This is a genomic window from Pseudoalteromonas carrageenovora IAM 12662 (genome assembly GCF_900239935.1).
Classification (GTDB): Bacteria; Pseudomonadota; Gammaproteobacteria; order Enterobacterales; family Alteromonadaceae; genus Pseudoalteromonas; species Pseudoalteromonas carrageenovora.
Genome location: NZ_LT965928.1, coordinates 1,782,469 through 1,807,046, shown reverse-complemented (window position 1 = coordinate 1,807,046; position 24,578 = coordinate 1,782,469). Strand labels below are relative to the sequence as shown.

General features: G+C 37.8%; 24 protein-coding genes and 2 pseudogenes. 8 read left to right on the top strand and 18 right to left on the bottom strand.

What is annotated here, in order from left to right:
- Positions 1–58 precede the first annotated feature (58 nt).
- Both ALFOR1_RS08210 and ALFOR1_RS08205 read left to right on the top strand, forming a co-directional pair.
- On the top strand, positions 59–955 hold the full coding sequence (locus tag ALFOR1_RS08210; RefSeq protein WP_104642650.1) for an efflux RND transporter periplasmic adaptor subunit: 897 nt from the start codon (positions 59–61) through the stop codon (positions 953–955).
- Between the two features lie 10 nt (positions 956–965).
- A complete protein-coding gene (locus ALFOR1_RS08205; RefSeq protein ID WP_002962253.1) occupies positions 966–4,094 on the top strand; it encodes an efflux RND transporter permease subunit in 3,129 nt (1,042 codons plus the stop codon).
- 84 nt (positions 4,095–4,178) lie between these two features.
- Here ALFOR1_RS08205 and ALFOR1_RS08200 read toward each other — a convergent pair whose 3' ends face one another.
- Entirely contained in the window at positions 4,179–5,066 is an 888-nt protein-coding gene (locus ALFOR1_RS08200) for a cation diffusion facilitator family transporter (RefSeq protein ID WP_002962252.1), read from the bottom strand.
- Positions 5,053–5,783: pseudogene (locus ALFOR1_RS08195) on the bottom strand (transglutaminase-like domain-containing protein). Before ALFOR1_RS08195 ends, ALFOR1_RS08200 begins: the two are co-directional and overlap by 14 nt.
- Positions 5,784–5,861: 78 nt before the next feature.
- On the opposite strand from ALFOR1_RS08195, the gene cadR reads away from it, so the two are divergent.
- The 3 genes from cadR to ALFOR1_RS20655 all read left to right on the top strand — a co-directional run bounded on the left by cadR (position 5,862) and on the right by ALFOR1_RS20655 (position 7,016).
- A complete protein-coding gene (gene cadR, locus ALFOR1_RS08190) occupies positions 5,862–6,251 on the top strand; it encodes a Cd(II)/Pb(II)-responsive transcriptional regulator (protein ID WP_002962247.1) in 390 nt (129 codons plus the stop codon).
- Between the two features lie 51 nt (positions 6,252–6,302).
- Positions 6,303–6,671 carry a MerR family transcriptional regulator gene (locus ALFOR1_RS08185; protein WP_028834999.1) on the top strand — a complete coding sequence of 123 codons (369 nt, stop codon included), beginning with the start codon at positions 6,303–6,305 and terminating at the stop codon, positions 6,669–6,671.
- A 102-nt stretch (positions 6,672–6,773) separates the two neighbouring features.
- Positions 6,774–7,016 (top strand): MerC family mercury resistance protein, encoded by a 243-nt coding sequence (locus ALFOR1_RS20655; protein WP_327077832.1) that lies wholly within the window; start codon positions 6,774–6,776, stop codon positions 7,014–7,016.
- Between the two features lie 315 nt (positions 7,017–7,331).
- Here ALFOR1_RS20655 and ALFOR1_RS08180 read toward each other — a convergent pair whose 3' ends face one another.
- From ALFOR1_RS08180 to ALFOR1_RS08145, 8 genes are all read right to left on the bottom strand, one after another.
- Positions 7,332–8,063, bottom strand: coding sequence for a MauE/DoxX family redox-associated membrane protein (locus ALFOR1_RS08180; protein ID WP_024032682.1), 732 nt, complete (start codon positions 8,061–8,063; stop codon positions 7,332–7,334).
- Between the two features lie 33 nt (positions 8,064–8,096).
- Positions 8,097–8,606: a DUF305 domain-containing protein gene (locus ALFOR1_RS08175; protein WP_024032683.1), complete on the bottom strand. Its 510-nt coding sequence runs from the start codon at positions 8,604–8,606 to the stop codon at positions 8,097–8,099.
- A gap of 140 nt (positions 8,607–8,746) precedes the next feature.
- Positions 8,747–9,265, bottom strand: a complete 519-nt coding sequence (locus ALFOR1_RS08170; RefSeq protein ID WP_024032684.1) for a DUF411 domain-containing protein — start codon at positions 9,263–9,265, stop codon at positions 8,747–8,749.
- Positions 9,266–9,275: 10 nt separating this feature from the next.
- Entirely contained in the window at positions 9,276–9,764 is a 489-nt protein-coding gene (locus tag ALFOR1_RS08165) for a YybH family protein (RefSeq protein WP_008109928.1), read from the bottom strand.
- Positions 9,765–9,786: 22 nt separating this feature from the next.
- A complete protein-coding gene (locus tag ALFOR1_RS08160) occupies positions 9,787–10,695 on the bottom strand; it encodes a copper resistance D family protein (RefSeq protein WP_055016677.1) in 909 nt (302 codons plus the stop codon).
- A gap of 11 nt (positions 10,696–10,706) precedes the next feature.
- Positions 10,707–11,114 carry a copper resistance CopC family protein gene (locus ALFOR1_RS08155; protein ID WP_004588802.1) on the bottom strand — a complete coding sequence of 136 codons (408 nt, stop codon included), beginning with the start codon at positions 11,112–11,114 and terminating at the stop codon, positions 10,707–10,709.
- 22 nt (positions 11,115–11,136) lie between these two features.
- Complete coding sequence (locus ALFOR1_RS08150) at positions 11,137–12,000, bottom strand: copper resistance protein B (RefSeq protein ID WP_036972184.1); 864 nt, start codon at positions 11,998–12,000, stop codon at positions 11,137–11,139.
- Positions 11,997–13,820 (bottom strand): copper resistance system multicopper oxidase, encoded by a 1,824-nt coding sequence (locus ALFOR1_RS08145; protein ID WP_036972186.1) that lies wholly within the window; start codon positions 13,818–13,820, stop codon positions 11,997–11,999. Before ALFOR1_RS08145 ends, ALFOR1_RS08150 begins: the two co-directional genes overlap by 4 nt.
- A 166-nt stretch (positions 13,821–13,986) precedes the next feature.
- On the opposite strand from ALFOR1_RS08145, the gene ALFOR1_RS08140 reads away from it, so the two are divergent.
- Together ALFOR1_RS08140 and ALFOR1_RS08135 are read left to right on the top strand one after the other, a co-directional pair.
- Positions 13,987–14,673 carry a heavy metal response regulator transcription factor gene (locus tag ALFOR1_RS08140; RefSeq protein ID WP_004588805.1) on the top strand — a complete coding sequence of 229 codons (687 nt, stop codon included), beginning with the start codon at positions 13,987–13,989 and terminating at the stop codon, positions 14,671–14,673.
- On the top strand, positions 14,663–16,060 hold the full coding sequence (locus tag ALFOR1_RS08135) for a heavy metal sensor histidine kinase (RefSeq protein ID WP_104642649.1): 1,398 nt from the start codon (positions 14,663–14,665) through the stop codon (positions 16,058–16,060). The genes ALFOR1_RS08140 and ALFOR1_RS08135 overlap by 11 nt, the downstream gene beginning before the upstream one ends.
- 119 nt (positions 16,061–16,179) lie before the next feature.
- On the opposite strand, the gene ALFOR1_RS08130 is transcribed toward ALFOR1_RS08135, so the two are convergent.
- The 5 genes from ALFOR1_RS08130 to ALFOR1_RS20495 form a co-directional block, all read right to left on the bottom strand.
- On the bottom strand, positions 16,180–16,635 hold the full coding sequence (locus ALFOR1_RS08130; protein ID WP_104642648.1) for a hypothetical protein: 456 nt from the start codon (positions 16,633–16,635) through the stop codon (positions 16,180–16,182).
- A gap of 117 nt (positions 16,636–16,752) precedes the next feature.
- On the bottom strand, positions 16,753–17,361 hold the full coding sequence (locus ALFOR1_RS08125) for a hypothetical protein (RefSeq protein WP_104642647.1): 609 nt from the start codon (positions 17,359–17,361) through the stop codon (positions 16,753–16,755).
- Positions 17,362–17,425: 64 nt separating this feature from the next.
- Positions 17,426–17,962: a hypothetical protein gene (locus tag ALFOR1_RS08120; protein ID WP_104642646.1), complete on the bottom strand. Its 537-nt coding sequence runs from the start codon at positions 17,960–17,962 to the stop codon at positions 17,426–17,428.
- A 495-nt stretch (positions 17,963–18,457) separates the two neighbouring features.
- Entirely contained in the window at positions 18,458–19,030 is a 573-nt protein-coding gene (locus tag ALFOR1_RS20500; protein ID WP_208728945.1) for an IS3 family transposase, read from the bottom strand.
- A 159-nt stretch (positions 19,031–19,189) separates the two neighbouring features.
- The gene (locus tag ALFOR1_RS20495) at positions 19,190–19,468 is read right to left on the bottom strand and encodes a transposase (protein ID WP_208728944.1); all 279 of its coding nucleotides are present in this window, start codon (positions 19,466–19,468) and stop codon (positions 19,190–19,192) included.
- Between the two features lie 64 nt (positions 19,469–19,532).
- On the opposite strand from ALFOR1_RS20495, the pseudogene ALFOR1_RS08110 reads away from it, so the two are divergent.
- Positions 19,533–19,703: pseudogene (locus ALFOR1_RS08110) on the top strand (IS481 family transposase); the annotation flags it as partial.
- A 75-nt stretch (positions 19,704–19,778) separates the two neighbouring features.
- Here the strand turns inward: ALFOR1_RS08110 and gmtX are convergent.
- Genes gmtX through gmtY form a run of 3 tightly spaced genes read right to left on the bottom strand, consistent with a single transcriptional unit; the run spans position 19,779 to position 24,540 of the window.
- Positions 19,779–20,444: a gamma-mobile-trio protein GmtX gene (gmtX, locus tag ALFOR1_RS08105; protein ID WP_104642645.1), complete on the bottom strand. Its 666-nt coding sequence runs from the start codon at positions 20,442–20,444 to the stop codon at positions 19,779–19,781.
- On the bottom strand, positions 20,444–23,083 hold the full coding sequence (gene gmtZ / locus ALFOR1_RS08100) for a gamma-mobile-trio integrase GmtZ (protein ID WP_104642644.1): 2,640 nt from the start codon (positions 23,081–23,083) through the stop codon (positions 20,444–20,446). Before gmtZ ends, gmtX begins: the two co-directional genes overlap by 1 nt.
- Positions 23,080–24,540 (bottom strand): gamma-mobile-trio recombinase GmtY, encoded by a 1,461-nt coding sequence (gene gmtY / locus ALFOR1_RS08095; protein WP_104642643.1) that lies wholly within the window; start codon positions 24,538–24,540, stop codon positions 23,080–23,082. Before gmtY ends, gmtZ begins: the two co-directional genes overlap by 4 nt.
- Between the last annotated feature and the right edge of the window lie 38 nt (positions 24,541–24,578).

Sequence of the window (24,578 nt, the reverse complement as noted above, 5' to 3'; positions counted from 1 at the left end):
TTAAGTTTAATAACAATTTATTGATTCAGTGATTAACTGAATCGTTTAGGAATTCAAAATGAAAAACTATTTACTCGCACTATTGATTTTTATTGGGTATCTATCACCCATTCAAAGTGTTTTCGCTAGTGAAGATGAACATGAAGGCGAAGAAGGCATAAGCAAAATCGACAATAACATGGCAAAAAAGGTTGGTGTTGAAACAGCCTATTTAGCTTCAAAAACGTTGAACCAAACTATCCCTGTATACGGCTCTACGACGATAGGCGCTGAACAATTATTTCAAGTTAGCGCTAGATATAACGGCGTTATAAAGACAATAAACTTCACTGTTGGTGATACGGTAAAAAAAGGCGATCTATTAGCCGTTATTGAATCTAATGAGAGCTTAAATACTTATAAAATAACATCGCCTGTTTCTGGGACTGTTTTACAGCGAAATGGAAATATTGGCGGTATCACGCAAAACACTAGCTTGTTTGAAATCGTCAAATTTGACACCTTGTGGGCTGAATTTAAGGTGTTTACCAGCCAATATAATCAAATCAAAGTCGGTCAGCATGTTGATATTGAGCAAGGTGAACACGCATTCAGTTCAGTCATCACTAATATTATTCCAGCTAAAGATCAGCCTTATGTTTTAGCACGGGTACGATTAAACAACACTGAGTTAAAGCTAACGTCAGGTCAATTATTAAAAGGCAACGTAAAGATAAACCAATTTGAGGTGGATTTAGCGGTCGAGAAAGTTGCCATACAAGAGCTAGATGGACAATTAGGTGTCTTTGTAAAAGAAAATGAAGAGTACGAGTTTGCACCACTTGTCCTTGGTCGTTCAGACAAAAACTATATCGAGGTCATTGATGGCCTCAGTAAAGACGCTGAATATGTAAACAAAAACAGTTATCTGATTAAAGCAGATATCTTGAAATCTGAAGTAGAAGACGACGATTAGGAGACGCAATATGATTGAATCAATTTTGCGTCTTGCAATAAATAGGCGCTATTTAGTATTAAGCTTGCTGATGGTAATCATCGGCGTTGGTATGTGGAGTTATCAAAAACTTCCCATTGATGCTGTTCCAGATATAACAAACGTACAGGTACAAATAAATACCTCTGCCCCCGGTTATTCACCTTTAGAAGCGGAGCAAAGGGTAACTTTTCCAGTAGAAAACGCATTAGCTGGACTACCAAAGCTGTCTCACACCCGCTCTCTTTCAAGATATGGTTTATCCCAGGTGACCGTTATCTTTGAAGAGGGAACCGATATTTATTTCGCACGCAACTTAATCAATGCAAGATTAGCTGCGATAAAAGGCGTTATTCCCTCTGGCTTAGAGCCAGAGATGGGTCCTATTTCCACAGGGCTTGGTGAAATATTTATGTATACCGTACAAGCTTCTCCTGACGCTAAAATGCCTAATGGAGAGCCTTATACCGCTATTGCCTTAAGAGAAATACAAGACTGGATCATTAAACCGCAATTGGCTCAAGTTAAAGGCGTCATTGAGGTCAACAGCATCGGCGGCTATAACAAGCAGTATCATATAACGCCGAAACCCGAAAAATTACTTTTTCATCAGGTAAGCTTTGAAGACGTTTCTGATGCATTACGTAAAAATAATGATAACCGTGGCGCGGGTTATATTGAGCAAAACGGACAACAAGTGTTAGTGCGCTCCATCGGGCAACTTGCGACAATGGATGAAATCCTCAATGTCATCATCAAAAAGAACGATGGTATTCCTGTAAAAATAAGTGATGTTGCCAATGTTGCTATAGGCAAAGAACTTAGAACAGGGGCTGCTACTCGTAATGGCATTGAGACAGTGCTTGGTACAACCATGATGCTGATTGGTGAGAATTCTCGCACCGTTGCTTTAGAAGTGGAACATAAGCTCAGCGAAATACAAAAATCTCTGCCAAAGGGCATTACCGCAGAGCCTGTTTACGACAGAACAACGTTAGTAGATAAAGCGATTGCAACCGTTACCAAAAACCTCGTTGAAGGTGCGCTTTTAGTTATTGTTGTGTTATTTATTCTACTTGGAAATTTACGTGCAGCTCTCATTACCGCTGCTGTTATCCCTATTTCCATGTTAATGACAATCACAGGTATGGTGCAAGCAGGAGTATCTGCCAATTTAATGAGTCTCGGCGCATTGGACTTTGGCTTGATAGTGGACGGGGCTGTAATCATCGTTGAAAACTCTGTCCGTAGGTTAGCACAGGCCCAACACAACGGTCATAGGCAAGACTTAAGAGAACGCCTAAATACCGTTTTTGAAGCCACTTCAGAAGTGATACGTCCAAGCTTGTTTGGTGTGGCAATTATCACTGTTGTTTACATCCCCATTTTCACGCTAACTGGCGTTGAAGGGAAAATGTTCCACCCTATGGCGGCAACTGTCGTTATGGCGTTAATTTCCGCAATGATCCTTTCAGTTACACTGGTTCCTGCTGCTGTAGCTGTGTTTATGAAAGGTAAAATCAGCGAAAAAGAAAGTGTAGTTATTCGTTCAACCAAGTCTATTTATGAACCATTGTTAAAAATGGCGATGAAATTTCGTTGGATTATTGTTTCATTCTCAACGCTGTTAATGGGGTATAGCCTTTGGTTAGCAACTACGCTTGGGACAGAATTTGTTCCTCAATTAAATGAAGGTGATATTGCACTACAGGCATTAAGAATTCCATCGACTGGCCTAGAGCAATCAGTAGAAATGCAAGAAGTACTTGAGCAACGTATTAAAGCGTTTCCTGAAGTTGATAAAGTATTCTCGCGCATTGGCACACCAGAAGTAGCAACCGACCCAATGCCACCGAGTATTGCTGATATCTTTGTTATTTTAAAACCACGTAAAGAATGGGCCGAACCTTCAAAACCAAAAAGTGAATTAGTTGAAGAAATGGAAAAAGTACTGAAAAACATTCCAGGCAACAACTATGAATTCACTCAGCCTATTCAAATGCGTTTCAATGAATTGATTTCTGGCGTTAGAGCTGATGTCGGCATCAAAATATTTGGTGATGATTTGGATCGGTTATTACTTACCGCAAAAGATATTCTAAATATTGTGAAAACCGTGGATGGTGCCGCTGATGCTCGAATAGAACAGGTCACAGGTGTTCCATCTTTATCAGTAATTCCTAAACGAGAAGCGCTTGGTAGGTATGGATTGAACGTTACCGAATTGCAAGACTGGGTTGCCACTGCGATTGGCGGTGAATCTGCGGGGATCATTTATGAAGGTGACAGACGGTTTGAGTTAGTTGTTCGCCTACCAGAGCAAATAAGAACGGATATCGATAGCTTGAAGCACCTGCCGCTTCCACTTGAGAATGGTAACTATGTGCCAATTGAAGAAGTTGCAGAGCTTAAATCAGAGTCTTTACCCGCGCAGATTAGCCGAGAGAACGGAAAAAGAAGAGTTGTGGTTACCGTCAATGTTCGTGGTAGAGATTTAGGCGGTTTTGTAAAAGAAGTTAAAGCTAAAATTAATCAGGAAGGAGAAATTCCAGCAGGATACTGGCTTGATTATGGTGGAACGTTTGAACAACTAGAATCAGCAAGTAAGCGATTAAGCCTAGTTGTACCGATAACATTGGTTGTTATCCTAGGTATTTTGATTATAGCATTTGGTTCATTAAAAGATGCATTAATCATTTTCAGTGGCGTGCCTTTAGCATTAACAGGGGGCGTATTTTCACTTTATTTAAGAGACATGCCCTTATCAATTTCGGCAGGTGTCGGCTTCATTGCATTGTCAGGTGTCGCAGTATTAAATGGCTTGGTTATGTTGGCTTTTATTCGAGATCTTTGGCATGAAAAAGGCGACCTATACGTAGCGATCATTGAAGGTGCCATCATTCGTTTAAGACCTATTTTAATGACGGCACTGGTCGCAAGTTTAGGTTTTATTCCAATGGCGTTAAACACTGGAATTGGTGCAGAAGTACAACGACCACTAGCAACAGTTGTTATCGGCGGTATTGTATCTTCTACCATTTTAACTTTGTTTGTATTGCCTATTTTATATCAATGGGCGCATGGCGCTGAGAGTAACAAACAGCAATCCGACGAAATCTAAAAGCAAAAAAGCAGCTTAATTACTAAGTTATGCCTAATTAAGCTGCTTTTTATATTGTATGCTCCAAAATTTTATTGATAAAACTTACTCTGCTTCATCCCTACAATTTTCATTTAAAAACTCAAACTCTATCGTCGTATGCGATAAATGATAGGAAGATAATTTAGCTGCAACCTCTTGTTTAAGCTTAATTAATTCTTTAACGTCAAAGTTGTCACTCAGCTCAAGGTGCGCTGTTAAAACGTGACTTTCACCATCCAGTGACCAAAAATGCATATGGTGTATACCATTTACTTCAGGAAATTCAATTAATGACTGCTTAATACGCTCTTGGGTCTCTTTATCGGGTGCAGCTTGAAGAAAAAGCACCAATGTTGATTTAAGATTTTTGAAAACGTTAAATAAGATAAACAGCGTAAACCCTATTGATAATAGAGGATCTAATATCGGCAGTTCAACGAACAACAATACAATAGAGACTATAAGAACGGCAACCCAACCGAGTACATCTTCAAGTAGGTGCCATGTCAGCACTTTTTCATTTAGTGTTTCACCCGCTTTTAATTTGAATACCGCATAACCATTTACGGCAACACCGAGTATGGCTAGCCCTAACATCCCCTCAACTACAGGCATTTCAGGATTGGACAGCTTAGGTATTGCTTCAAATAAAACCCAAATAGAGCCGATAATCAAAACAATACTATTTACCAATGCACCAAAAAGTGTAAGTCGGCGATAACCATAGCTGAATTTGTCTGATGCTTCTTTATCTGAAAAACGACTTAAAATCCACGCAAAACCTATTGAAAGACTATCACCAAGATCGTGAACGGCATCCGCCATTATCGCCGTACTGTTTGTGAGCCAACCACCTATAAATTCGATAATGGTAAATATCACATTAAGGAAAAATGCCCAACCAATCCGGTCGTCTTTACCATGCTGATGACTGTGACTATGGTTGTGCATTTTGTACCTCCAGTACTTTTTTATTTCTTATTTTTGATACATTCATATTAATCAAATGTCGGATCACTCGTTGATACAACCAACGTTTTACACCTGATAGATTAGTACCTTTTTCGAGATAGAACTTATCTGGTGAATCATAAAGCCCAAAGTCGTCATGAATACCTTCTTTTTGAATATAGGTATCCTCTCCACGCCAATCCGTACCGGGTGAAGATAAGCACTTTGTTGCAACACCATAACCACAAAACTCATCTTTTGCTTGGCTAAATTTCTGCTGTAGTGAGCTTAAGTATTGCTCATCCAATATAAAGCCCTCTAAGTTTATCCAACGCCCTTCAAAGTAAACTTCTACCCAACTATGAATGATGTATTTAGGTGCTAACCAAAATACAAGCTTAGGATAGCACCTTTTTATAGTTGCTGATCAATGGTAAAACCTTGGAAACGACACTGGATACCTAGTCCACGCAATAGTGCCATTAACAGATTACCCTTAGTATTACATTGTCCATAACCATCTGCTAGCACATCGCTTGCTGAAATATCATCACTCTTGTTATAGCCAAACATTATTTCATCTTTTACAAACTGATAAGCGGCACCAATTTTGTTGAAATTATCCAAATTTTTCCACCCTCGTTGATCGATCAGGGATTGGATATCTTTGTGTTCAAAATTAACGATATTCGTATTGTTTAAATATTTCTCAGTCATTTTTATATATCCCTTTCGTTGCATACCTATACTATAGATCCTATAGTAACTATAGAGTCAAATGTCTGGGGGAAATTGATGAAAATAGGCGAATTGTCAAAAAAATCGGGCTGTTCAATACAAACGATTAGATATTATGAAAGAGAAGGATTACTGTTAAATCCAAACCGTTCAGAAGGTAATTTCAGGCTGTATGATAGTAAAGCACTTAAACAATTGGAATTCGTAAAGCATTGTCGCAGCCTAGATATATCACTCAATGATATTAAACGTCTTATCGAATTAAAAAATAAGCCAGAAGAAAGCTGCTCTAGCGTTAATGCATTAATTGATCAGCAACTTGCACTAGTGAATAAACGTATGAAAGAATTAAGGGCGCTTAAAGCTGAATTACAACAGATGGCAAGTGCTTGTGGTTCAGACAATACAATTGAAGCGTGCGGCATCATCAAATCATTGGATAGCTAAACTAAATATAACTTTAGATTAGTAGTATTCACAAAGGCAATAATGTAAACCATTGGCAAATTAGCACAATCATTAAATTTAAATGTAGAAACCATTCGTTTTTATGAACGAGAAGGGCTGATTACACAACCTGAAAAACCAATATCTGGTTATAGACAATATGACGAAACAATAGCAGGACAACTTAGGTTTATCACAAAAGCCAAAGCGCTCGGCTTTACGTTAAGAGAAATAAAATCGCTAATGTCTATGGACAGCAACTGCACTCAAGTTGAGCTATTAAGCCGACAAAAGTTAGCAATCATTCGAGACAAAATTAATGACCTTCAACGTTTAGAGAAAGTAATTGTGGATATGACAAATACCTGTATGCAAAACGAAGATCCAACACATTGCCCCATAATTGATTCATTAAAATGATTGACTCCGTACTTATATACGGAGTTTAGAATGATGGTAATATCAACCAATAGACTTTCAAATGATAAATAAAATATTAGACAGAGTAGGCTCTAGTGGCGTTTGGCTAGCGGCACGGCCTGCTTCCCTGCATTAAGGTCACTTGCATCGGCATTAGGACTAGGCTTCTTCTCTCACTTCGAAGGAATAGCTGTAAATACGCTTTTACCTATTTTTGCATCTTTGGAACTATTGGTAAACTTATACAACTGGCACAAAAATAAAAACCATACCAGAGCTGTCTTCAGCATTCTAGGGCCTGTAGCAGTGCTATTAACGCTTTATCCTCTTTGGCTATATGATTGAAGCACATACCTATTTTACTTTGGTATTTGCTTAATGGTCGTTATGTCGGTTTTGGATATCGTAAAACCAGTAAGGGAGCAAACATGCAACGTATGGCTAATTGCCGTCGTTGAAACGATTAACGGTCAATGTCTGCTTTTCGCTCATAGCAGTCTGCCTGATGAAGTCTAAACTTATTCACTTAAACTGTGAGATCTGATATGAGCTAGTACAGCTGATATGCTATTTACGACAAAGTCGCTCGGTAATTAGAGCGACATAATCCCTTGGTAATCACACTAGTACATCATCATGTTTTTAAATTAAAGCTGTTGTTTACTTAACAAACATCCAAATACCGGCAGCGATCATAAACAGGTTTTCTGTTAGGGAGATAAACCCTAGTGGTACGTTACTGTCACCGCCTACACACGCACATTTTAACTCTCGTTTATCTATATAGACTGCTTTTATCACTGAAACAGCACCAACCCCACCTATGAACAATGAAATAGGGGCAATAATATAGGCTGGTAATCCGGCTATCATTCCAATGCCAACAAATGCTTCTAAAAATGGGTAAACATAGGCGTACCTGACTACTTTCATAGCGACTAAGTCATAGGTTATAAATGAATTAGTAAAGCTAAATAAGTCTTGAAGCTTTTGTATTGCTAACACTGCCATTGTTAGGGCTACAAACAGTTCAGCGGTTTGCATTGATAATAAGCTATTATTCGCTGCAAAACTAAATGCCACACTAAGCAAAAAACTAACCGAAAAAATCGCAATCACGGGCGTGTAAGTTGTACCTTCTTGCCCAGCTTTTGGCTTATCAAAGTAATCGAGTAAGTCGTCATAGCCACCTATACGTTTATTATCAATAAATGTTTGAGGTGTAGTTTCTACACTGTGTTGTTTTTTAAATTCATCTGTTTGCTCTCGAGAAGTTAATAGCTGATCATCAACTGTATATCCCTCTCGCTCTAGTAGGTCTTTTGATTTTAAACCAAACGGACAAATATGCTCATCTGTGGCCATTCTAAAAAGTTGGGCTGATTTACTCATGTTTAGCTCCCTTTTATGTATTGGTATAAAATTTTACTTAGCATTAAAATCCGGTACGGTCCTAGATTGTGCTTGCTCCTGAGTTTCTGCTAGGCCATTTTTCTCTATATCCTTTAGTAACCACTGCATTTCTTTAATCTCACGACGCTGTGCCTCAATAATATTTGTTGCAAGCTCTTGGACTCGCTTATCTTTGATTTTTGCCCTTTCACTGGTGAGTATTGCAATTGAATGATGTGGGATCATCGCCGACATCCATGAGCTATCATCAACAGTCGCTTGTGATCGAACTAAAAATAAACTTCCCGCAAATACGGTAACACTAGCAATGAGTACTGTTATATTTTTCTTTTTATCTTTATACATATTGAGCATGAAAAGTAGCATTATCACTGCCATCATGGCTCCCATATAAAGCGCCATATAAGTGCGAGTTTCACTAAAAAAAACATGACTTAGCTGATAAGTATTCAAATACATCAGTACAAACATGACTAATGTTGATGTGGCTATCATTAAGAAAAACTTTAAATACTGCGACATTAGATGGCTCCTTTCTATCATTTACTTTGTATATCATTTATACCAATGGGTAATTCTTACAGGTTATTAGGCGTAAACCCACTATATATTTAATCATTGAATCAATGTTTAATATTACATCAAGAGTTGTGCCATAAGTGTTAAAACTGCTCAGCGTATTTGCTAATATGCTTATAAGTATTTTGCTGTAAATCGTGCGTAAGCATTTCAATATTATATTTATAAAAGCGATCGCCCATTTCCATACCTGGCGTACCAGCAGGCATAGCGGGAACAGAGAGCCCTATCGTCTTTTCAGGATGTTGTTCAGCTAAAAACTGTTTTATATGTTTGGCGGGAACATGACCTTCAAATACAAATCCATCGGCTGAAACGGCTGTATGGCATGACCGCATATTTGATTTTATTTGATACTGAGATTTAATCGTCCCCATGTCATTGACGTTAATTGCTTTTGTTTGAATATTGTTTTCGCTCAAATGAGCAATCCACTTATTACAACATCCACAATTTTTACTTTTATAAACGGTAAGCTCAATTTTAGGTTTTTCTGAATTCTCATAAGTTATTAATGCTTTATGTTGTTTTTCGATACTTATCGCCGAAAATGACATAGTTAATGATAAAAATAACGCTGAGGTAATGTAGATTACTCGCATTCTTAACTCCTTAATTTGACCAATGAATATGAGTGATTTTCCAACCTGTATCGGTGTTTTTTAATGTGATTGATTCCATTCCCATAGACTTAATATCTTTTCCTTTGTACTTTCCTTGAGTTTTACTTCTTGAAATTGAGTAAGCTATGTCTCCATTTGTGTAAACTTGATGCTCTAGTAGTTCACTATTAACAGCACTTAAGAATTTCATATCCGCTATCATATGATGTTTCGCGTATTCATCTGCAGAACGCTCAACACTTCCGCCTTCAAAAATGATGACATCGTCGGCCAGTAATTTACGTGCAGCTTCGCGATTACCTTGTTTTAGAGATGCATGAAATAGGCTGACTGTTTTTGCAGCCTCGCTATCAACATTGACAAAGGCCTTGCCTTTTTTTGAATATTTTTCATCGTCATGTGCACTAACAGTAAAAGAACTAACAGTGCTAAAAATTAGTAGCAATAAAATTTTTAAATTAAAGGATTTAATTAACATACGTTTCCCTTTTTATTAATCGTTAAATAGGCGGACCAACAAGTGTGGTAAATACACTTGTTGTAATAAGTACAAACAGGGCAATTACTATTTCAACAGTAATCGAGCGTTTTAATATACTTATATGGTGTTGTTGAGTGATTTGCGGGACTAAAAAAAGCTTATGCCATGCACCTAGGAGCAGCATCGCGCTGACGAGTAACAGCTTTAATAAAATTAGTTGCCCATAATCTGATGTAAACAATGCAGAAAATGACTCTAGGTACTGCAGGAGCAGAGTTAAGCCCGAAATAAGTAGTACAAATACAATAACAATAGCGAGTTGACCAAAGTAATGCATTAACCGCTTTACTTCACTGGTAGGTAGTAAAGTGCAGCTTTTGTAAAGCGGCCACAATGACCCTAACCAGCTCGCAATGGCAATAAGGTGAAAGGTTAAAATACTTTTCACTAACCCATTTTCGTTTGCACTGTGCCCAGTAAAAGTGAAGCTATAAGCGATAAACCCAAGCATGATTAGTATAACGGCATCGTTTTTATAACCTGCTACGTTATCATCTGATTCCACATTCCACATACATGCGCTAATTAGAGCAATAATAAGCGCTGGTATTCTAAACCTTGCTTGGTCACCTATGACTGATTGCCAAACAATTTCAAGCATAAAGGGGTCAAACATTCCCATAAAGCCTAATTCAGCCATTGCTCCAGCTTCTATAGGTACTTGTAAAAGTGCAGCAATACTACCTGTAACTACACACGTAATTTGCCAACGTTTTAAGAACTGATGAAAGCTAATTAAGTGATGCCCTGCAACATTGCTGTTGCCACACATAAAGCGCATTAATAAAGTGCCCGCAAGCCCTACAATTGCTATATAGCTTGCTAGTTTTAATAATAGTAAGAGCACTGACCATTCACTTAATTGCATGATGTTGCTACTTAATGATTATGTTTGCTGTGGGTATTAGATTGTTCTTGCATCATCTTATGCGATTCATTTTTATGTACCATAAATCTAAACGTGCCAGTCATTTTATGTCCATCACCACCCAGTGCTGTCCATTTAACCGTGTAAGTGCCTTGGGCTAGGCTCGGTAATGACCAATTAAAGTCTGTGCTTGGGGTGGCGCTGGGTTTGAAATCAAAGTTTATTGTTTTATTTTTTTCATCTTTGATGATGACTTTTGCTAGCCTTACTTCACCACTAAAAATTAACGAAAGTTCCTCTGGTCCTTGCATTAACATGGCTTCTTGTGCAGGTATTGATTGCTTGAGTGATATATGCGCTGATGCGGAAAATGTAAGCACTAAACCTAAAATGGCTACTGCAGAGTTAAAAAACTTCATAATTACCTCTTATTTAAAATGATTAAAACCAAAATTTAATACCCGCAACAAATGCGGTGTTGTTGCTACTTTGTCCACTTGATGTGGCATAGTCGGCGGTATTGCCAAATTTATTGCCCCATTCAACGCCAATATAGGGCGCAAACTGGCGTGTAAATTCATAACGAACCCTAAAGCCAATCGCGCTGCTTGATAGGCCACTTCCAAGCTCGTTTTGTTTATCGTTTTTGCCATAAAGTGTAATTTCGGCTCGCGGTTGTATAATTAGCTTTTGCGTGAGTAGTAGTTCGTACTCTGCCTCTAACGTAAATGCGGTATTGCCTCGCTCACCTACGTATGCTGTCATATCAAGTTCAAACCAATAAGGGGCTAAACCTTGTAAGCCAAAAGCCAACCATTGCCGATTTTCACCTTCTTTATTGTAATCAAGACGAACACCTGCTTGAGTATCCCAATATGCTGATACGGCGTGACCCCATAAAATATCGGTTTGGTTTTCTTCAATACTTCCTTCGCTGAAATCACCCTCGGTTTTAATTACCAATCGATCAAAGGTAGTGCCGTACCATGCTTGTAAGTCAAATACACCTGCGTTTGCTTGCTCGTTATATTCAAGACGATCGCCTAGTAATGCGTAAAATGGATGCTCATCAGCGAGTGTTAATCGCTCATTGCCCTCAAGCGCATATGGGCCTTCTGTTAAAGTTGTTCCCGCAGAGTAAGCATGGGGGTCTCTTGCATCTTTAGGTGCACTTCCTCCTTGTGGTTGCATCTTAGCGCTATTCATTTGTGCCATTTCACTTTGCGCTAATAAAGGGAAACTAATTAATGAAGCCCCAGTTAACATTAATAAACTAAATGATTTAGATAGTTTTAATTGTTTCATGATACGACTACCTCTCTAAACATGCCGGCATCCATATGGAATAATAAATGGCAATGCCAAGCCCAGCGCCCTACATCGTGAGGGGTGGTTAAAAAGCTGATTCTTTGTGCGGGTTGAACAGGTATTGTATGACGTCGCACTTGCACATCACCTTGCTCGTTTTCTAAATCACTCCACATACCATGCAGATGCATAGGGTGCGTCATCATGGTATCGTTTTGTAAAATAACTCTTAAACGTTGGTTATGCTTCATATGCACTGGCGTGCTTTTACCAAATTCTAAGCCATCAAATGACCAGCTATAACGTTCCATATTTCCGGTTAAATGCAACTCAATTTCAGCTTCTGGCTCTTGCTGGTTAGTGACCCCTTCAAGTGAGTGTAAATCTGCAAGTGTTAAAACACGGCGACCATTTTTACGTAAACCAATACCAGGATCATCAAGATTTGTTCTAGGCATATCAACGCGCATATCAACTGAAGCTCCATACTCCGTTTTGGCATGACGCACTTTAGGGCTGGCAACTGCCAATGGGTTTTCAGACATACCATGTTTGCTATGATCCATCGCCATTGCACCGTGCTCCATAGCGCTATGATCCATTTCTTTAGAGTTCATACCTGACATGCCAGCCATACCTGCCATTGCAGAATGCTCACCGCCGTGGGTCATATTGCCCATCATATCGGTCATCGTTAACCATTCAACAGGGTCAAGTGCAGGTACTGGCGCATCAATATTAGGCGAGCTTGATAAAGTTCCTTTTGCGTAACCAGAGCGATCCATACTTTGAGCAAAAATCGTATAGGCATCATTTTTAGGCTCAACAATTACGTCGTAGGTCTCACCAGGGCCGAATCTAAATTCATCAACTGTCACTGGTTCAACGTTTTGCCCATCAGCTTGTACAACTGTTAGTTTTAGTTCTGGAATACGAACGTCAAAAAAAGTATTGCTTGAGCCATTAATAAACCTAAGTCTTACTTTTTCTCCAACTTTAAACATTCCTCGCCAATTTGACATTGGCGTACTACCGTTCATTAAAAAGGTCATTGCTGATGCAGATAAGTCAGCTAAATCTGTAGGATTCATTCTCATTTGATTCCACATTTTGCGGCGTTGCAAAGCATTCGAAACACCGCTATTTGAAACGTCATCAAAAAATTCTGGAACAGTGGGCTGATTGAAGTTAAATACATCACTCTGTATTTTTAATTTGCGGAACAGCGCCATTGGGTCATCATCAGTCCAATCAGATAATTGAATAACATGCTCGTTATCTGCACTAATAATATCTTTTTCTCGCGGTTCAATAATTAATGCACCGTACATGCCAGTCATTTCTTGAAAGCCACTATGTGAGTGATACCAATATGTACCGCTTTGTTGTAATTTAAATTTATAAACAAAGGTTTCGCCAGGCATAATGCCTTTAAAACTGATACCAGGTACGCCATCCATTTGGTACGGTAAAATAATGCCATGCCAATGAATTGAACTCGGTACTGATAACTTATTTGTTACTCTAATAGTAACGTCATCGCCTTCTTTGAGGCGCAAGGTAGGGGCGGGTATAGAGCCATTGATAGTTGTCGCCATACGTACTACGCCAGTAAAGTTAACCGGCGATTCATCTATAACCAGATCAATTACTTTGCCGCTAAGTTCGGGCACAGTGCCTGTTATTGTTCCTGTTACTAAAGATGATGCAGCATGTAATACACTCGGAAAAGCAGCAAGTACACCTCCTGCAATTAAGCCTTGAACAAATCGTCTTCGTGGTGTGCTAACCTGTTGTGATGACTTTTTAAACCCCATTTCCTTACTCCTTCATACCAGAATATGTATTGAGTATAGAAAATAGACCTGTCTTAAACATGACGCGAACATTACAAAGTTGTAATGTTGGTGTCATGTTGCTGTAGTGACAGATACTGCATAATATTTGCAGAGGTAGTTGTTAGGACTTTAATGAAGGAATTGTATGCGCTTATTAGTTGTTGAAGATGAATCAAAGACAGGAGATTATTTAAAACAGGGGCTAAGTGAAGCTGGTTTTCAGGTTTCTTTGGCGCGCAATGGACTTGACGGTCATCACCTAGCAATGACCGACTTATTTGATGTAATAATACTTGATGTCATGTTACCTGACGTATCCGGTTGGAAAATTTTACAGTCGCTACGTGAAGCAGATAACAAAACCCCAGTACTATTTTTATCTGCTCGCGATAGTATAGACGATAGAGTAAAGGGGCTCGAACTTGGTGCTGATGACTATTTAATAAAGCCTTTTGCTTTTGCTGAAGTTTTAGCAAGAGTACGCACTCTTATTCGCCGTGGTGTAGTACAAACAGTTGACGATATACTGATAGTTGCTGATTTAGAAATGGATATTCCAAAGCGAAAAATACAACGTGCAGGCAAGCGTATTTTATTGAGTAATAAAGAGTTTAGCTTACTTGAACTATTGTTACGGCGCGAAGGTGAAGTACTGCCACGTTCGTTAATTGCTTCTCAAGTATGGGATATGAATTTTGATAGCGACACCAATGTGATTGATGTTGCCATTCGTAGGCTAAGAGCAAAAGTTGATGATGACTTTACTGTTAAATTAATTCATACGGTTCGTGGTATGGGCTATAAATTAGAGGTTGAAACTGATGGCTATTAAGTCACGGCCTTTATCACTTACGATGCGTGTTGTGTTGTTTGTCGCTGTAACCGTTATTGCGTGCTTAACTTTAGTTGCCACCTTAATAAATAGTTCGATAAAACATCATTTTTTCCAGCAAGATAGTAGTGAACTGCATGTTATTAATCAATCTATTGAATTAGTTTTAAGACAACAGTATAAATCAAACCTGAAACTTAAAAATGAATTATCTAACGCTGTAGCGGGTCATCACGGTGTTTACTATCAGGTAAATACCGCAAAAGGAGAGCTCATTTTTCAAAGTTCTGAACGAGATTTTAGTGATTTTGTAATGAGTGCTAATGCTTCAGCTGGCTTTAACCGTAACAACATTACCTCATGGCAAAATGATACCCACACCTACCGAGCTCTGGTGAGTAATTTAAGTACTGGGCAACAGCAATACAAAATTACTACAGCGATAGACATGAGCTTTCATTTACACTTTCTCAATCAATTTCAACAAAGTCTTTGGGCTATTATGTTTGGCTCTGCGGTACTCATTTTATTGGTGGCTTGGTTTGCTATACATCAAGGATTGAACCCTTTACGAGGTTTGAGTCAGAAAATGCATGACATCCAAACTAATAAGATGGATGTAAGGCTTGATGAAAATAAAGTGCCTATTGAGCTTGTTAATATGGTGCAGTCGTTTAACTCGATGCTCGACAGGCTCCAAAGTGAATTTATTCGTTTATCAAATTTCTCTAGTGATATTGCGCATGAGTTACGTACTCCACTAACAAATATAATCACTCAAACACAGGTTGGTTTATCTAAAAAAAGACAGTTGTTAGAGTATCAAGAATTATTGTTTTCTAATCTAGAAGAGCTGGAACGACTAACTAAGATGGTTAGTGATATGCTTTGGCTTGCAAAAACTCAGAATGGACTGGTTAAACCCGTTCAAAATACTCTAAAAAGCCATGATGAAATTGAAGCATTATTTGAGTACTTTGATGCTTTGGCTGAAGACTCATTGATTACATTTAAGAAAAAAGGTCAAAACCTTTGTTTTTATTGTGACAAATTACACTTTCGCCAATTATTATCAAACCTCCTATCCAATGCAATAAGGTATGCCCCAAAAGGCTCATCAATCACTGTAAACAGTGAAATGACCACCGCTGAAAAAATATGCATTTCAGTGATTAATACAGGGGAGAGAATACCTTCTGAGCATTTACCTTATTTATTTGACCGCTTTTATCGACCTGATAAGTCGCGGCAACGACACAGTGACGGAGCAGGTTTAGGGCTTGCAATAGTTAAAGCTCTAGCGCAAGCAAACGGTGGAGATATAGAGGTCAGTTCAAATAATCAAACTACCAGCTTTAAAGTTTATTTAAATTTAGTTAAAAGCTAATTATTAAAACCAATAACTCAATGTTTGCTTGTAGCTCTTTGGCGAAGTTCAGCTAAGTGCCAGAAGCGGACGCTGAGCATCTTTATCATGCTCATTGCAAGACGCGCCACCAAGTTCCTTTATAGTTCATTTTCCCGTGCTTGTATTACTGACATTACTTTTGCCAATACACTTGGAATACCAGTACCTTTGAGATATTCAACACTTATTGGGCGACTGGTAAGTTCATAAAATAGTTCATGAAATGGACTTTGTTTTTCAATGATGACAGAAGGTAGCTCATAGCCATCATCGTTAAACTGGTCAGCTGTAATATCAATAATGTAATCTTGGCATACTAGCCATGCATGTGTCTGGTTTGAGTTATCCCCTAACCCATGTCCACAAACATAGTCACTTTCTAGACTGTGATGCTTCAATAAATATATGCCAAGTAAATCAGTAGCATCTCCACAGCAGCCAGCAGGAAAGCCTGATGACAAATAAAAGCTAGTCATACTATGAAAGTCAGCCTTTTCAAATTGAGCTAGAATCTCTCGAATTTGATAGATCTTTTTTTCTATATTTTTATTCAATCGAAACTCCAAATTTCACTTGCGTTATAACTCGCCCTAAGCACTGTGTAAGAGTTGACAAAATCTAAAGTGAAACGAAACCGAGCCAACAAATACGAATTCTACTTTAAGGTCTTGTTATGTAACGTTGGCAAACGCCTTTTCTAATACGACATTTACACTGCCAGCGTGGCAACTGATAACACCAGTTATAAAGTGCGAATGCCCATTATCAGCTTCAAATTTATAGGAGTTATCAAAATCCAAGTATTCATCACCAGTTAATTCAATTTCAGTGTTAGATATTGCTTCATAAAGCTTTACCATAAAATTGAAAACACATGGATTTATATTAACAACTTCACCATACCACCCCAAAGTAGATCTAATAATAGGTTCTTCGCTGACTCGATATTTTTTGGGGATAGTTTCAATGGATTTATCTACCAATTCTGATGGAACCAAACACAAGTACAATAAATCAGTTGTAATAGGTGGTAACTCTTGTACTGGAATTAGTCTCAACTCATTTAACAACTCCTCTTGATGATGAAATACATTGCGCAGTGCTTTCAGTGCAATAAATTCATCCATATCAAAGAAATTAAACAGTTTAGCTTTTGTTAACTTGTCATTAAGGCTATGAATTGCATTTAATAAATTGAATAAAGTATCTAAATCAGGGGAAATGCAATGTGAATGATACAGCCTAAATACTCTTTCACTTGCAGGTACAATTACATTCATTGATACACCTTAAAATTGAGTTACATAATGCCTAAATTAGGTGCGCCCTAGGCGTCACCTGGATTTACTTGTTAGCTTCCTGCATGATTTCACCAAATGTTAGAAACTGCCTGATTGTAGGAAAATCCCACTCATTTAGCCCTAAAGACATCAGGTGCTTAAGGGCTCCATCTTCAGGACTATCGCTGAACTCATCTGGGTATGTACTGACAAACCAACTCCAGAAGACCTTTGCTTCGAGAGGAATTTCACCCGAAATATTTTGAAGCATTAGTATTGCATCAAGCATGAAATCAGATGTAAATCTCTCAATTGGAGCGATATTTATCTTTCCTTCAGGATCTTTATCTGCATGTTTGAAAAAATTATAAGGTTCATTGACAGTTCTTACATGCTTCCTGAATTCCTCTCTCGTCATGCCTTTTGGGTTCTTGACTACACTTACTATTCCTTGCTCTTTGCCCACATCAATTAACACCTGATGAGCAGATGCAATAACAGTATGAATCACTACAAAATCACGTAACTCAAAAAACAGAGTCACTGCTTCAGTAATCTGTCGTCTAGCAACTTCTATCTTGTCAATCCAAATTGGTTGCATGTTACTCCTTGGAAGCTAACAATTTAATATCGACCCATTGGGTCGTTTTTCTACCGAGCCGCGGGTCATTTTTATCATTGTACCAGTTCTACCACACTAACTAACTTGTTGCTGCAGATAAACTTTTAATCATTATAGAGATTATGAAAAAGGTAAAAACGACCAAATGGGTCGTTTTCCTGAATATAGGAGAAACACATAGCAATTGAACACAAAATCAGTGTTGAAAAATAATTTTCTAATGACCGCTATTCGCTCAAAACCGCCCTTAGAGCATTTAAATTAGCTCGTTTTGGGGCTGAAACGAGTTTGGATTTCCCAGTTTTCACTAGACACCGGCTATAATCTTAAAGTACAAAACGGAAGTAGACTTCCGATTTTAAGCCTATATTGCCATATTTCGGAAGTAAACTTCCGTTTCTAGGGCTTCAAAGGTAGTTAACAAAAATATACTTCTGTTTTTGATAGCAGTGTTAACCTAGATAGCTATATGAGCTACTTTTCAGGGGGTTTGGACTTCCCAGCTTTCACATCTTCGCGTGTCGAGTATATCTTACGCTTAATTATTCGCTTTTTAATTGTCGCAAAAACGCTTTCAGCAACTGTATTATCATGACAGTTCCCAGCTCGACTCATCGAAGGCGCAAGATTATGTTCTTTCAAAAATGCGAGATAGTCAGCGCTACCGTATTGACTACCTTGATAACTATGCACCATTACCTCTGCCTTCGGTTGACGTTGATATACAGCCATCAACAGTGCATTTATCACCAACTGCTTATTCATATTTTTATCCATCGACCAGCCCAAAATGCGCCGAGAGAATAAATCCATCACTGTTGCCACATATAAAAAACCTTCATAGGTTCTTATATAAGTTATGTCGCTCACCCACGACTTATTCTGCGCTGGCGAGTTAAATTGACGCGCTAATAAGTTATCTGCAATCCGCGATATCTTACCGCCTTTAAGATGGCGATGCTTATATCCAATTTGCGCTTTAAGCTTATCTTGTCGCATGATCTTCGCAACACGGTTTACGCTGATACGTGCCACCACTGGCCACATAAAACTCTTTAATGAGCTTCAACAAACGATTATCTTCAAGCGCTCTATCACTTAAAGGCTTTTTTAACCACGCATAAAAACCACTGCGATGCATTTTAAAAAGGCGGTACATCGCCGTGATAGAAAACTCATTTTGGTGATCACGAATGAAGCCGTACTTTACTCGGAGTTGCTGGCAAAGTACCTTGCGGCCTTTTTTAAAATATCCCGTTCCTCCGTGACACGTTTCAATTGTGCTTCTAATTTAGCAATCTTCAATTTTTCATCGGATGATTGAACGGCTTTAGGTTTATCTGATAATTGGCTCCGCCAGTGATATAGCGTTTTGGTAGAAATATCTAATCGTTCAGCGACTTCTGCAACTGAATATCCGCGCTCAGTAATTTGTTTAACAGCCGCTTCTTTAAACTCTTGGGTATAACGTTTGCCTTTGCTCATAAAACACCTCTTATTAGAAGTTACAATGTAACTTATTGGGTGTCTAGCAAACTATGGGAAGTCCAAAAAGCTATATAGCTCATTAGAGGAATTGCAAAAGGATCTGGACGAATGGATGATTTATTTCAATAATGACCGACCTCATCAAGGAAAAATATGATGTGCCAGAACGTCATTAGAAACTTTATTAGATGGAAAATTAATCTGGGCTGAGAAAAATTTAGCTCAAATCTAGACTGACAGTCACCGATTAAAATATGGGTAACTGCCAGATCAAGTCTGAGCTAGTACAATTAATCACACATATAAATTATTCTACTTTAACACCGAGCAGTTTTGTTAAACCTGTAATAAAGCCACGAGGCAGTACTTCAATGTTACTTTCTTTACATTTTATTTGCCCAGCTGGTGTTGAATACCAGTCATTATTATCCATGCATTCTTCAGATATAGCATAATTTAGTGTTTTACTCTCAGATTCTGTTAAGTTGCTTATCAACGAAGATTCTAAATTATAAGATTCATTTGATTGTTTGATTGGGCGTCTGTCTATCACAATATTTGCATGTTGTTTTAGTAAGTTGACCTCTTTTCTGTACCTGTTTCTCTCGGCTATAATTTGTCCAAACAAAGCTCTTACTGCAGGGTCTGTAATACGCTGGAGTAAAATATTATCGGATGGGAGTTTGCTGTTTGGTTTGGTTTTGTTATTTGCTCTTTGAACTCTATCTTTGCTTTTCTCAGCCCACGCTTCAATGAGTACACGATAGTGGTCGTTTCTTGTCGCTCTCAAAGCTTCATATCCTGGACCACTATTTAACTTGGAGTAATGACCTATCTGTGTTATTGAAAAGTTACAATTACCTAAAGCTGAATAGTTTCTCATGATTTCATTTAATTTTTCTAAATTTTTTTGAGTCCTAGTAGCCTTTCCATCCTTTAAATCAGCCAGAATATCGTCGATATTAATATTCATTAGCTCTCCAAATTCAAAGGCAAGGTTAATTTTGCTAAATTTATTACATTATTTTTGATTGCAGATATACCGGCAGACAAAAGTTTATTGTTTACAAGATATTCTTCAGCTTCAATATGATTTGCTACTTTTCTATAACCTTCCATTTTATCTTCAGGATCAGCAATTTTAGCCATTTTTCTCATCATTGCATTTACTGCGATTAACTGTTGATTTTCGTCAATTTCCATAAAAACTGGCTTGAAACCACTTTTCATAAGCACCCTACTTAATTGCATTGTGCGTTTATGTATTGCTGGTGTTTTACGAAGTTCATCTTTGAGATCCGGATAAAACTCAGCATCCTCGCAAAGTAATGATAAGTGTAAGAACTCTGATTTTGTTTCTATAAATTTCAGTGCCTTAGTAACATCTCTTTCATCGCCAACAGCAATTAATTTATCCTGTTTTTCATCATCTTTGCGTGTTTCTTCTATTCGAATAATTTTGTTTATAAGCTCAAAACAGGCCATCCAATCTTTAGTATATTCATCTGCTTCAACTTTTTGCTTTTCATATCTACGCTGTAAAACTTGAAGTTCATTATGTTTAATAAAAGGAATTCCTTGTTCTTCGGCAAAAAAACTTTCATCTTTTAAGTTATCTAATTCACCTTCGATTTCAATAAATAGGTTTGCGGCTTGGTGAGCTTTATAGCTGAGTTGATTGAATTGTGCATTAAGAGTTGGAAGGTAGCGTGCTTCAGTTATAAACCACCTACATCTAATACAGTTCTCTGGGCCATGAGGTACAGCAGCGTAAATACGGTTTTGGGCATATATTGCTTCAGTTAGTTCTTCTCCCCCATTCCAGCAGCCACCCAGTGAACTAGATTCACTAGATTTAACGGTATTACCGCCAACTAAGCATAGGCCTGTAGCTCTTTCTTCCCACCCTATAGGTGCACGGTTAACTAACGCGGCTTCGATACTATCAGACTTATGATATGCCATTTTCATTTGAATTTGCTCGGCAGAAGCATCTTTCAAAAAATTTCTGACACTTTGAGTAGATTTTTCTTCTAATTGAAGTTCTGCCTCCCCCATTTTATGTGCAAATACAGAAGGAGTGATTTTGTTGTAGTAAATTGTCATCAGTAATCTACTGTGGCCAGCAAGCATTTTTGAAATAACAGCAATGGGTAGCTGTGTATCCATCGTGTATGCAGTTATTAAAGAAACACGTAAGCTATGAAGCGGAAAGTACGTACTAGTCATTGAAGCCAAAGATACACCAGGTGGACATTCGTGAACTAACTTTAATTTTTCCCCATTATCTAGTGTGTCCCCATTTGATTCTAGATTGGATTCCAATTTAAGTAATAATTGATACCATAATCGATTTATTGCCTTATAATAAGTTGGTTTAGATGTATCTGTACCCGTGGCAGAGGCATCGCGAAAAAGAAAGGAAATATCGCCCATACTTTTTAACTGAACTTCAGATTTTTTTTGATCTGCTATATGTTTATTTTTTAAAGTAGTACAGTCTGTTGGCTTTTGAATAGGATTGTATTTTTCCTGCCAATTGCGTAATTTTTCTAACCAATATAGGACTTCTTCATTCTGCCAGGGAATTGTATATCCCCGTTCGAGTTCCTCTTTATTATTGTCAGCTGATTTATTAGTATTTATATATAAGGCTGTTGAATAAGCCGCAGAAACAGAATCATATACTCGGCGAAAAACGCCTTTACCATATGGTCTTTTCTCATTTCCTAATGTGAATCTATGCTTTTCATTTAGTATCCAATCTTGATTCTCATATCTCCATGTATCAGCTTCGCCACTATCTAACATACTTATTTGATATGTACGCAAAGGTAAATGAAGTTTAATAAACAGTATCATATGCCTAACAGGCGACCAAATTTGATATATTTCCTTTTTACCTTTATTTTTTATACGCCACACACAATCTGGGTCTGATTTATCGATAACTTCTTCACCGACTTCGTACCAATCACTTTTTTGTACATCATGGGACCAAACCCAATCACAGAAGTTTCGGTAGTGATATGATGGTTTCAACTCTTCATTTAACTCTAAGCTTTCAGAAATCTGTAGCATTTCTTTTTTACTTGGTAATGGGCAGATAATCTGACGTAAATCTTGAATATATCGATAAGGTAGAGGATTGCGAACAGTTTCTGTGAACGAACGGGCTATCTTTATTTTAGATAAAGGATTAACTACAAGTGGGATAGAAACACCGTTATCATTTTTTTCAGATAGGTGAGACTCAATAATATAGTCAATAAAGTCGCATGGGACATTAACCGACTTTTGTATTGCTGCGGGTTGATTAACTGTTTTTCTTATTATCTTTTCAAATTCTTCAGTAGAGCATTTATGGCCGTTGAAGCCACTAAAAAAAAGCTTCACATCAACAGCGTAGGGAACTTGCTTATAGAGGTATGTTTCAAAAAAACGTGTCAGTGCGACCTGTTTAGGGCCAACACCAGTTTGCTGTGTTTCCATCCATTCGGAAGCTAATTTTTGCCACTCCTCCCATTCAGGTCCAAATGTGTTTAACATCCAACGGAAAGTTATATCTGATGCACGATTATCTCTTTTTTTTACTTCAGTATTATTGTTCATTTTAAGCTTCTAAATTTAGGGTGTTTACCAGTAAAGTAACCTTCAGGATCTATATCTCTGAATCCATCATCAACTAATTCATTCCAATTCAATGGTTTAACAATTGACTCTATGTTTGATAGTTGATACGTGGCTCTATCTAGTTCTTTAGATATTTCCATCTGGCTCTTAGCTGTATAGGGTATTTGAGATTCTAAAGACTTGTGATGCATACAACGACGTATTATAAGTGGACTCAGCCCTGCTCGCTCAAGGCGTCTTCCATAGTTATGACGATGTCCATGAGGACAAATTCCTTCTGATTTGTTAGATCTCAATCCAATTCTTTTTAATCCAACTGAATAATTATGGTTAAAAGCATTAATTGTATATGGAGAACTTAAACTGCTGTGGTGAAAAGATATAAAAGCGTAAGGATGATAACAATCTACATTGGCTCGGAACTTCTGATAGCTAGTCCATAATGACATAAAAACCTTACCGTAATCAGAAGGAAACCAATGCACTTGTAAATAATTATCTTTATGATCAACAACCGTACTCTTCCAACCTAGATAATTAGTTCCCTTCATTTTAATACGCGGAATTCTTACATAGTTTTCTTTTAAATATGCTTGCCTGCTTTGAGTACCTGAGCGGCATTTCCAATTATAGGGGGCCTTACCGTCTACTTCATTATAGACTCTGACAACAGCAACATCAGGATTATAAGGGTCCTCAAACACATCTGTAATCCATAAAGTAAGCGCTTCACTTAAGCGTAGACCACCACCATGAATTAATAATAAAACCAATTTATCTCTAAGTACTACCCTAGGGTCAGTGGAGCCCCCTAAGCCATGCTTAAACAACTTTTCCCAATACTTCTCTGGAAATGCAGTCGCATCCCCTTCGAGCTGTGTTAGTACTGAACGCCCCTTGATATGTCTTGCTTTCTGAATGGTTCTATTAATAGCTTTATCTTCAATATGTCCTAAGTAATCATTTTGATTCTTTCGAAACCATGATGCGTAATTTAACCTATATTCATGTGATGTCGCATCATGTAGAGGATTCATTGAAACCTTACCAATTTTGTTCGCCTGCCAATCCGTAAATGCAGTTAGTCTATTGATATGTTTATTTACATTAATTGTTGAAGTAGGCATCCAATATAAGCCTGAAGGATCTAAACCATCATCACCTATACTCCCTGTATATAAACGTTTGGCGAAAGTTTGAAAGAGTGTGGTGGGGTTATCAAATAGATATTTATTAGCTTCCATGTAATCTAATAATAAAGATATGGCTCTGATTAGACTCAACATAGACGAATTACTTGCACCATTTACCTCCATTAATAGCAAGTAATCAGTTACGGAACTTATTTCCCCCTCATCGGTGAGTAATGTAGGTATTTGGCTTTTTACACCAGTATTATCTTCTACTAATGTTGCTCTAACTTTTACTGTAGTCAACCTTAACTCTTAAATACACTATATACATCCGATTAACT

Excerpts from the sequence above, each read along its gene's own strand:
- ALFOR1_RS08210 (WP_104642650.1), top strand. The coding sequence starts at position 59 with ATGAAAAACTATTTACTCGCACTATTGATTTTTATTGGGTATCTATCA.
- ALFOR1_RS08205 (WP_002962253.1), top strand. The coding sequence starts at position 966 with ATGATTGAATCAATTTTGCGTCTTGCAATAAATAGGCGCTATTTAGTA.
- ALFOR1_RS08200 (WP_002962252.1), bottom strand. The coding sequence starts at position 5,066 with ATGCACAACCATAGTCACAGTCATCAGCATGGTAAAGACGACCGGATT.
- cadR (WP_002962247.1), top strand. The coding sequence starts at position 5,862 with ATGAAAATAGGCGAATTGTCAAAAAAATCGGGCTGTTCAATACAAACG.
- ALFOR1_RS08180 (WP_024032682.1), bottom strand. The coding sequence starts at position 8,063 with ATGAGTAAATCAGCCCAACTTTTTAGAATGGCCACAGATGAGCATATT.
- ALFOR1_RS08175 (WP_024032683.1), bottom strand. The coding sequence starts at position 8,606 with ATGTCGCAGTATTTAAAGTTTTTCTTAATGATAGCCACATCAACATTA.
- ALFOR1_RS08170 (WP_024032684.1), bottom strand. The coding sequence starts at position 9,265 with ATGCGAGTAATCTACATTACCTCAGCGTTATTTTTATCATTAACTATG.
- ALFOR1_RS08165 (WP_008109928.1), bottom strand. The coding sequence starts at position 9,764 with ATGTTAATTAAATCCTTTAATTTAAAAATTTTATTGCTACTAATTTTT.
- ALFOR1_RS08160 (WP_055016677.1), bottom strand. The coding sequence starts at position 10,695 with ATGCAATTAAGTGAATGGTCAGTGCTCTTACTATTATTAAAACTAGCA.
- ALFOR1_RS08155 (WP_004588802.1), bottom strand. The coding sequence starts at position 11,114 with ATGAAGTTTTTTAACTCTGCAGTAGCCATTTTAGGTTTAGTGCTTACA.
- ALFOR1_RS08150 (WP_036972184.1), bottom strand. The coding sequence starts at position 12,000 with ATGAAACAATTAAAACTATCTAAATCATTTAGTTTATTAATGTTAACT.
- ALFOR1_RS08145 (WP_036972186.1), bottom strand. The coding sequence starts at position 13,820 with ATGGGGTTTAAAAAGTCATCACAACAGGTTAGCACACCACGAAGACGA.
- ALFOR1_RS08140 (WP_004588805.1), top strand. The coding sequence starts at position 13,987 with ATGCGCTTATTAGTTGTTGAAGATGAATCAAAGACAGGAGATTATTTA.
- ALFOR1_RS08135 (WP_104642649.1), top strand. The coding sequence starts at position 14,663 with ATGGCTATTAAGTCACGGCCTTTATCACTTACGATGCGTGTTGTGTTG.
- ALFOR1_RS08125 (WP_104642647.1), bottom strand. The coding sequence starts at position 17,361 with ATGAATGTAATTGTACCTGCAAGTGAAAGAGTATTTAGGCTGTATCAT.
- ALFOR1_RS08120 (WP_104642646.1), bottom strand. The coding sequence starts at position 17,962 with ATGCAACCAATTTGGATTGACAAGATAGAAGTTGCTAGACGACAGATT.
- ALFOR1_RS20500 (WP_208728945.1), bottom strand. The coding sequence starts at position 19,030 with ATGTGGCCAGTGGTGGCACGTATCAGCGTAAACCGTGTTGCGAAGATC.
- ALFOR1_RS20495 (WP_208728944.1), bottom strand. The coding sequence starts at position 19,468 with ATGAGCAAAGGCAAACGTTATACCCAAGAGTTTAAAGAAGCGGCTGTT.
- gmtX (WP_104642645.1), bottom strand. The coding sequence starts at position 20,444 with ATGAATATTAATATCGACGATATTCTGGCTGATTTAAAGGATGGAAAG.
- gmtZ (WP_104642644.1), bottom strand. The coding sequence starts at position 23,083 with ATGAACAATAATACTGAAGTAAAAAAAAGAGATAATCGTGCATCAGAT.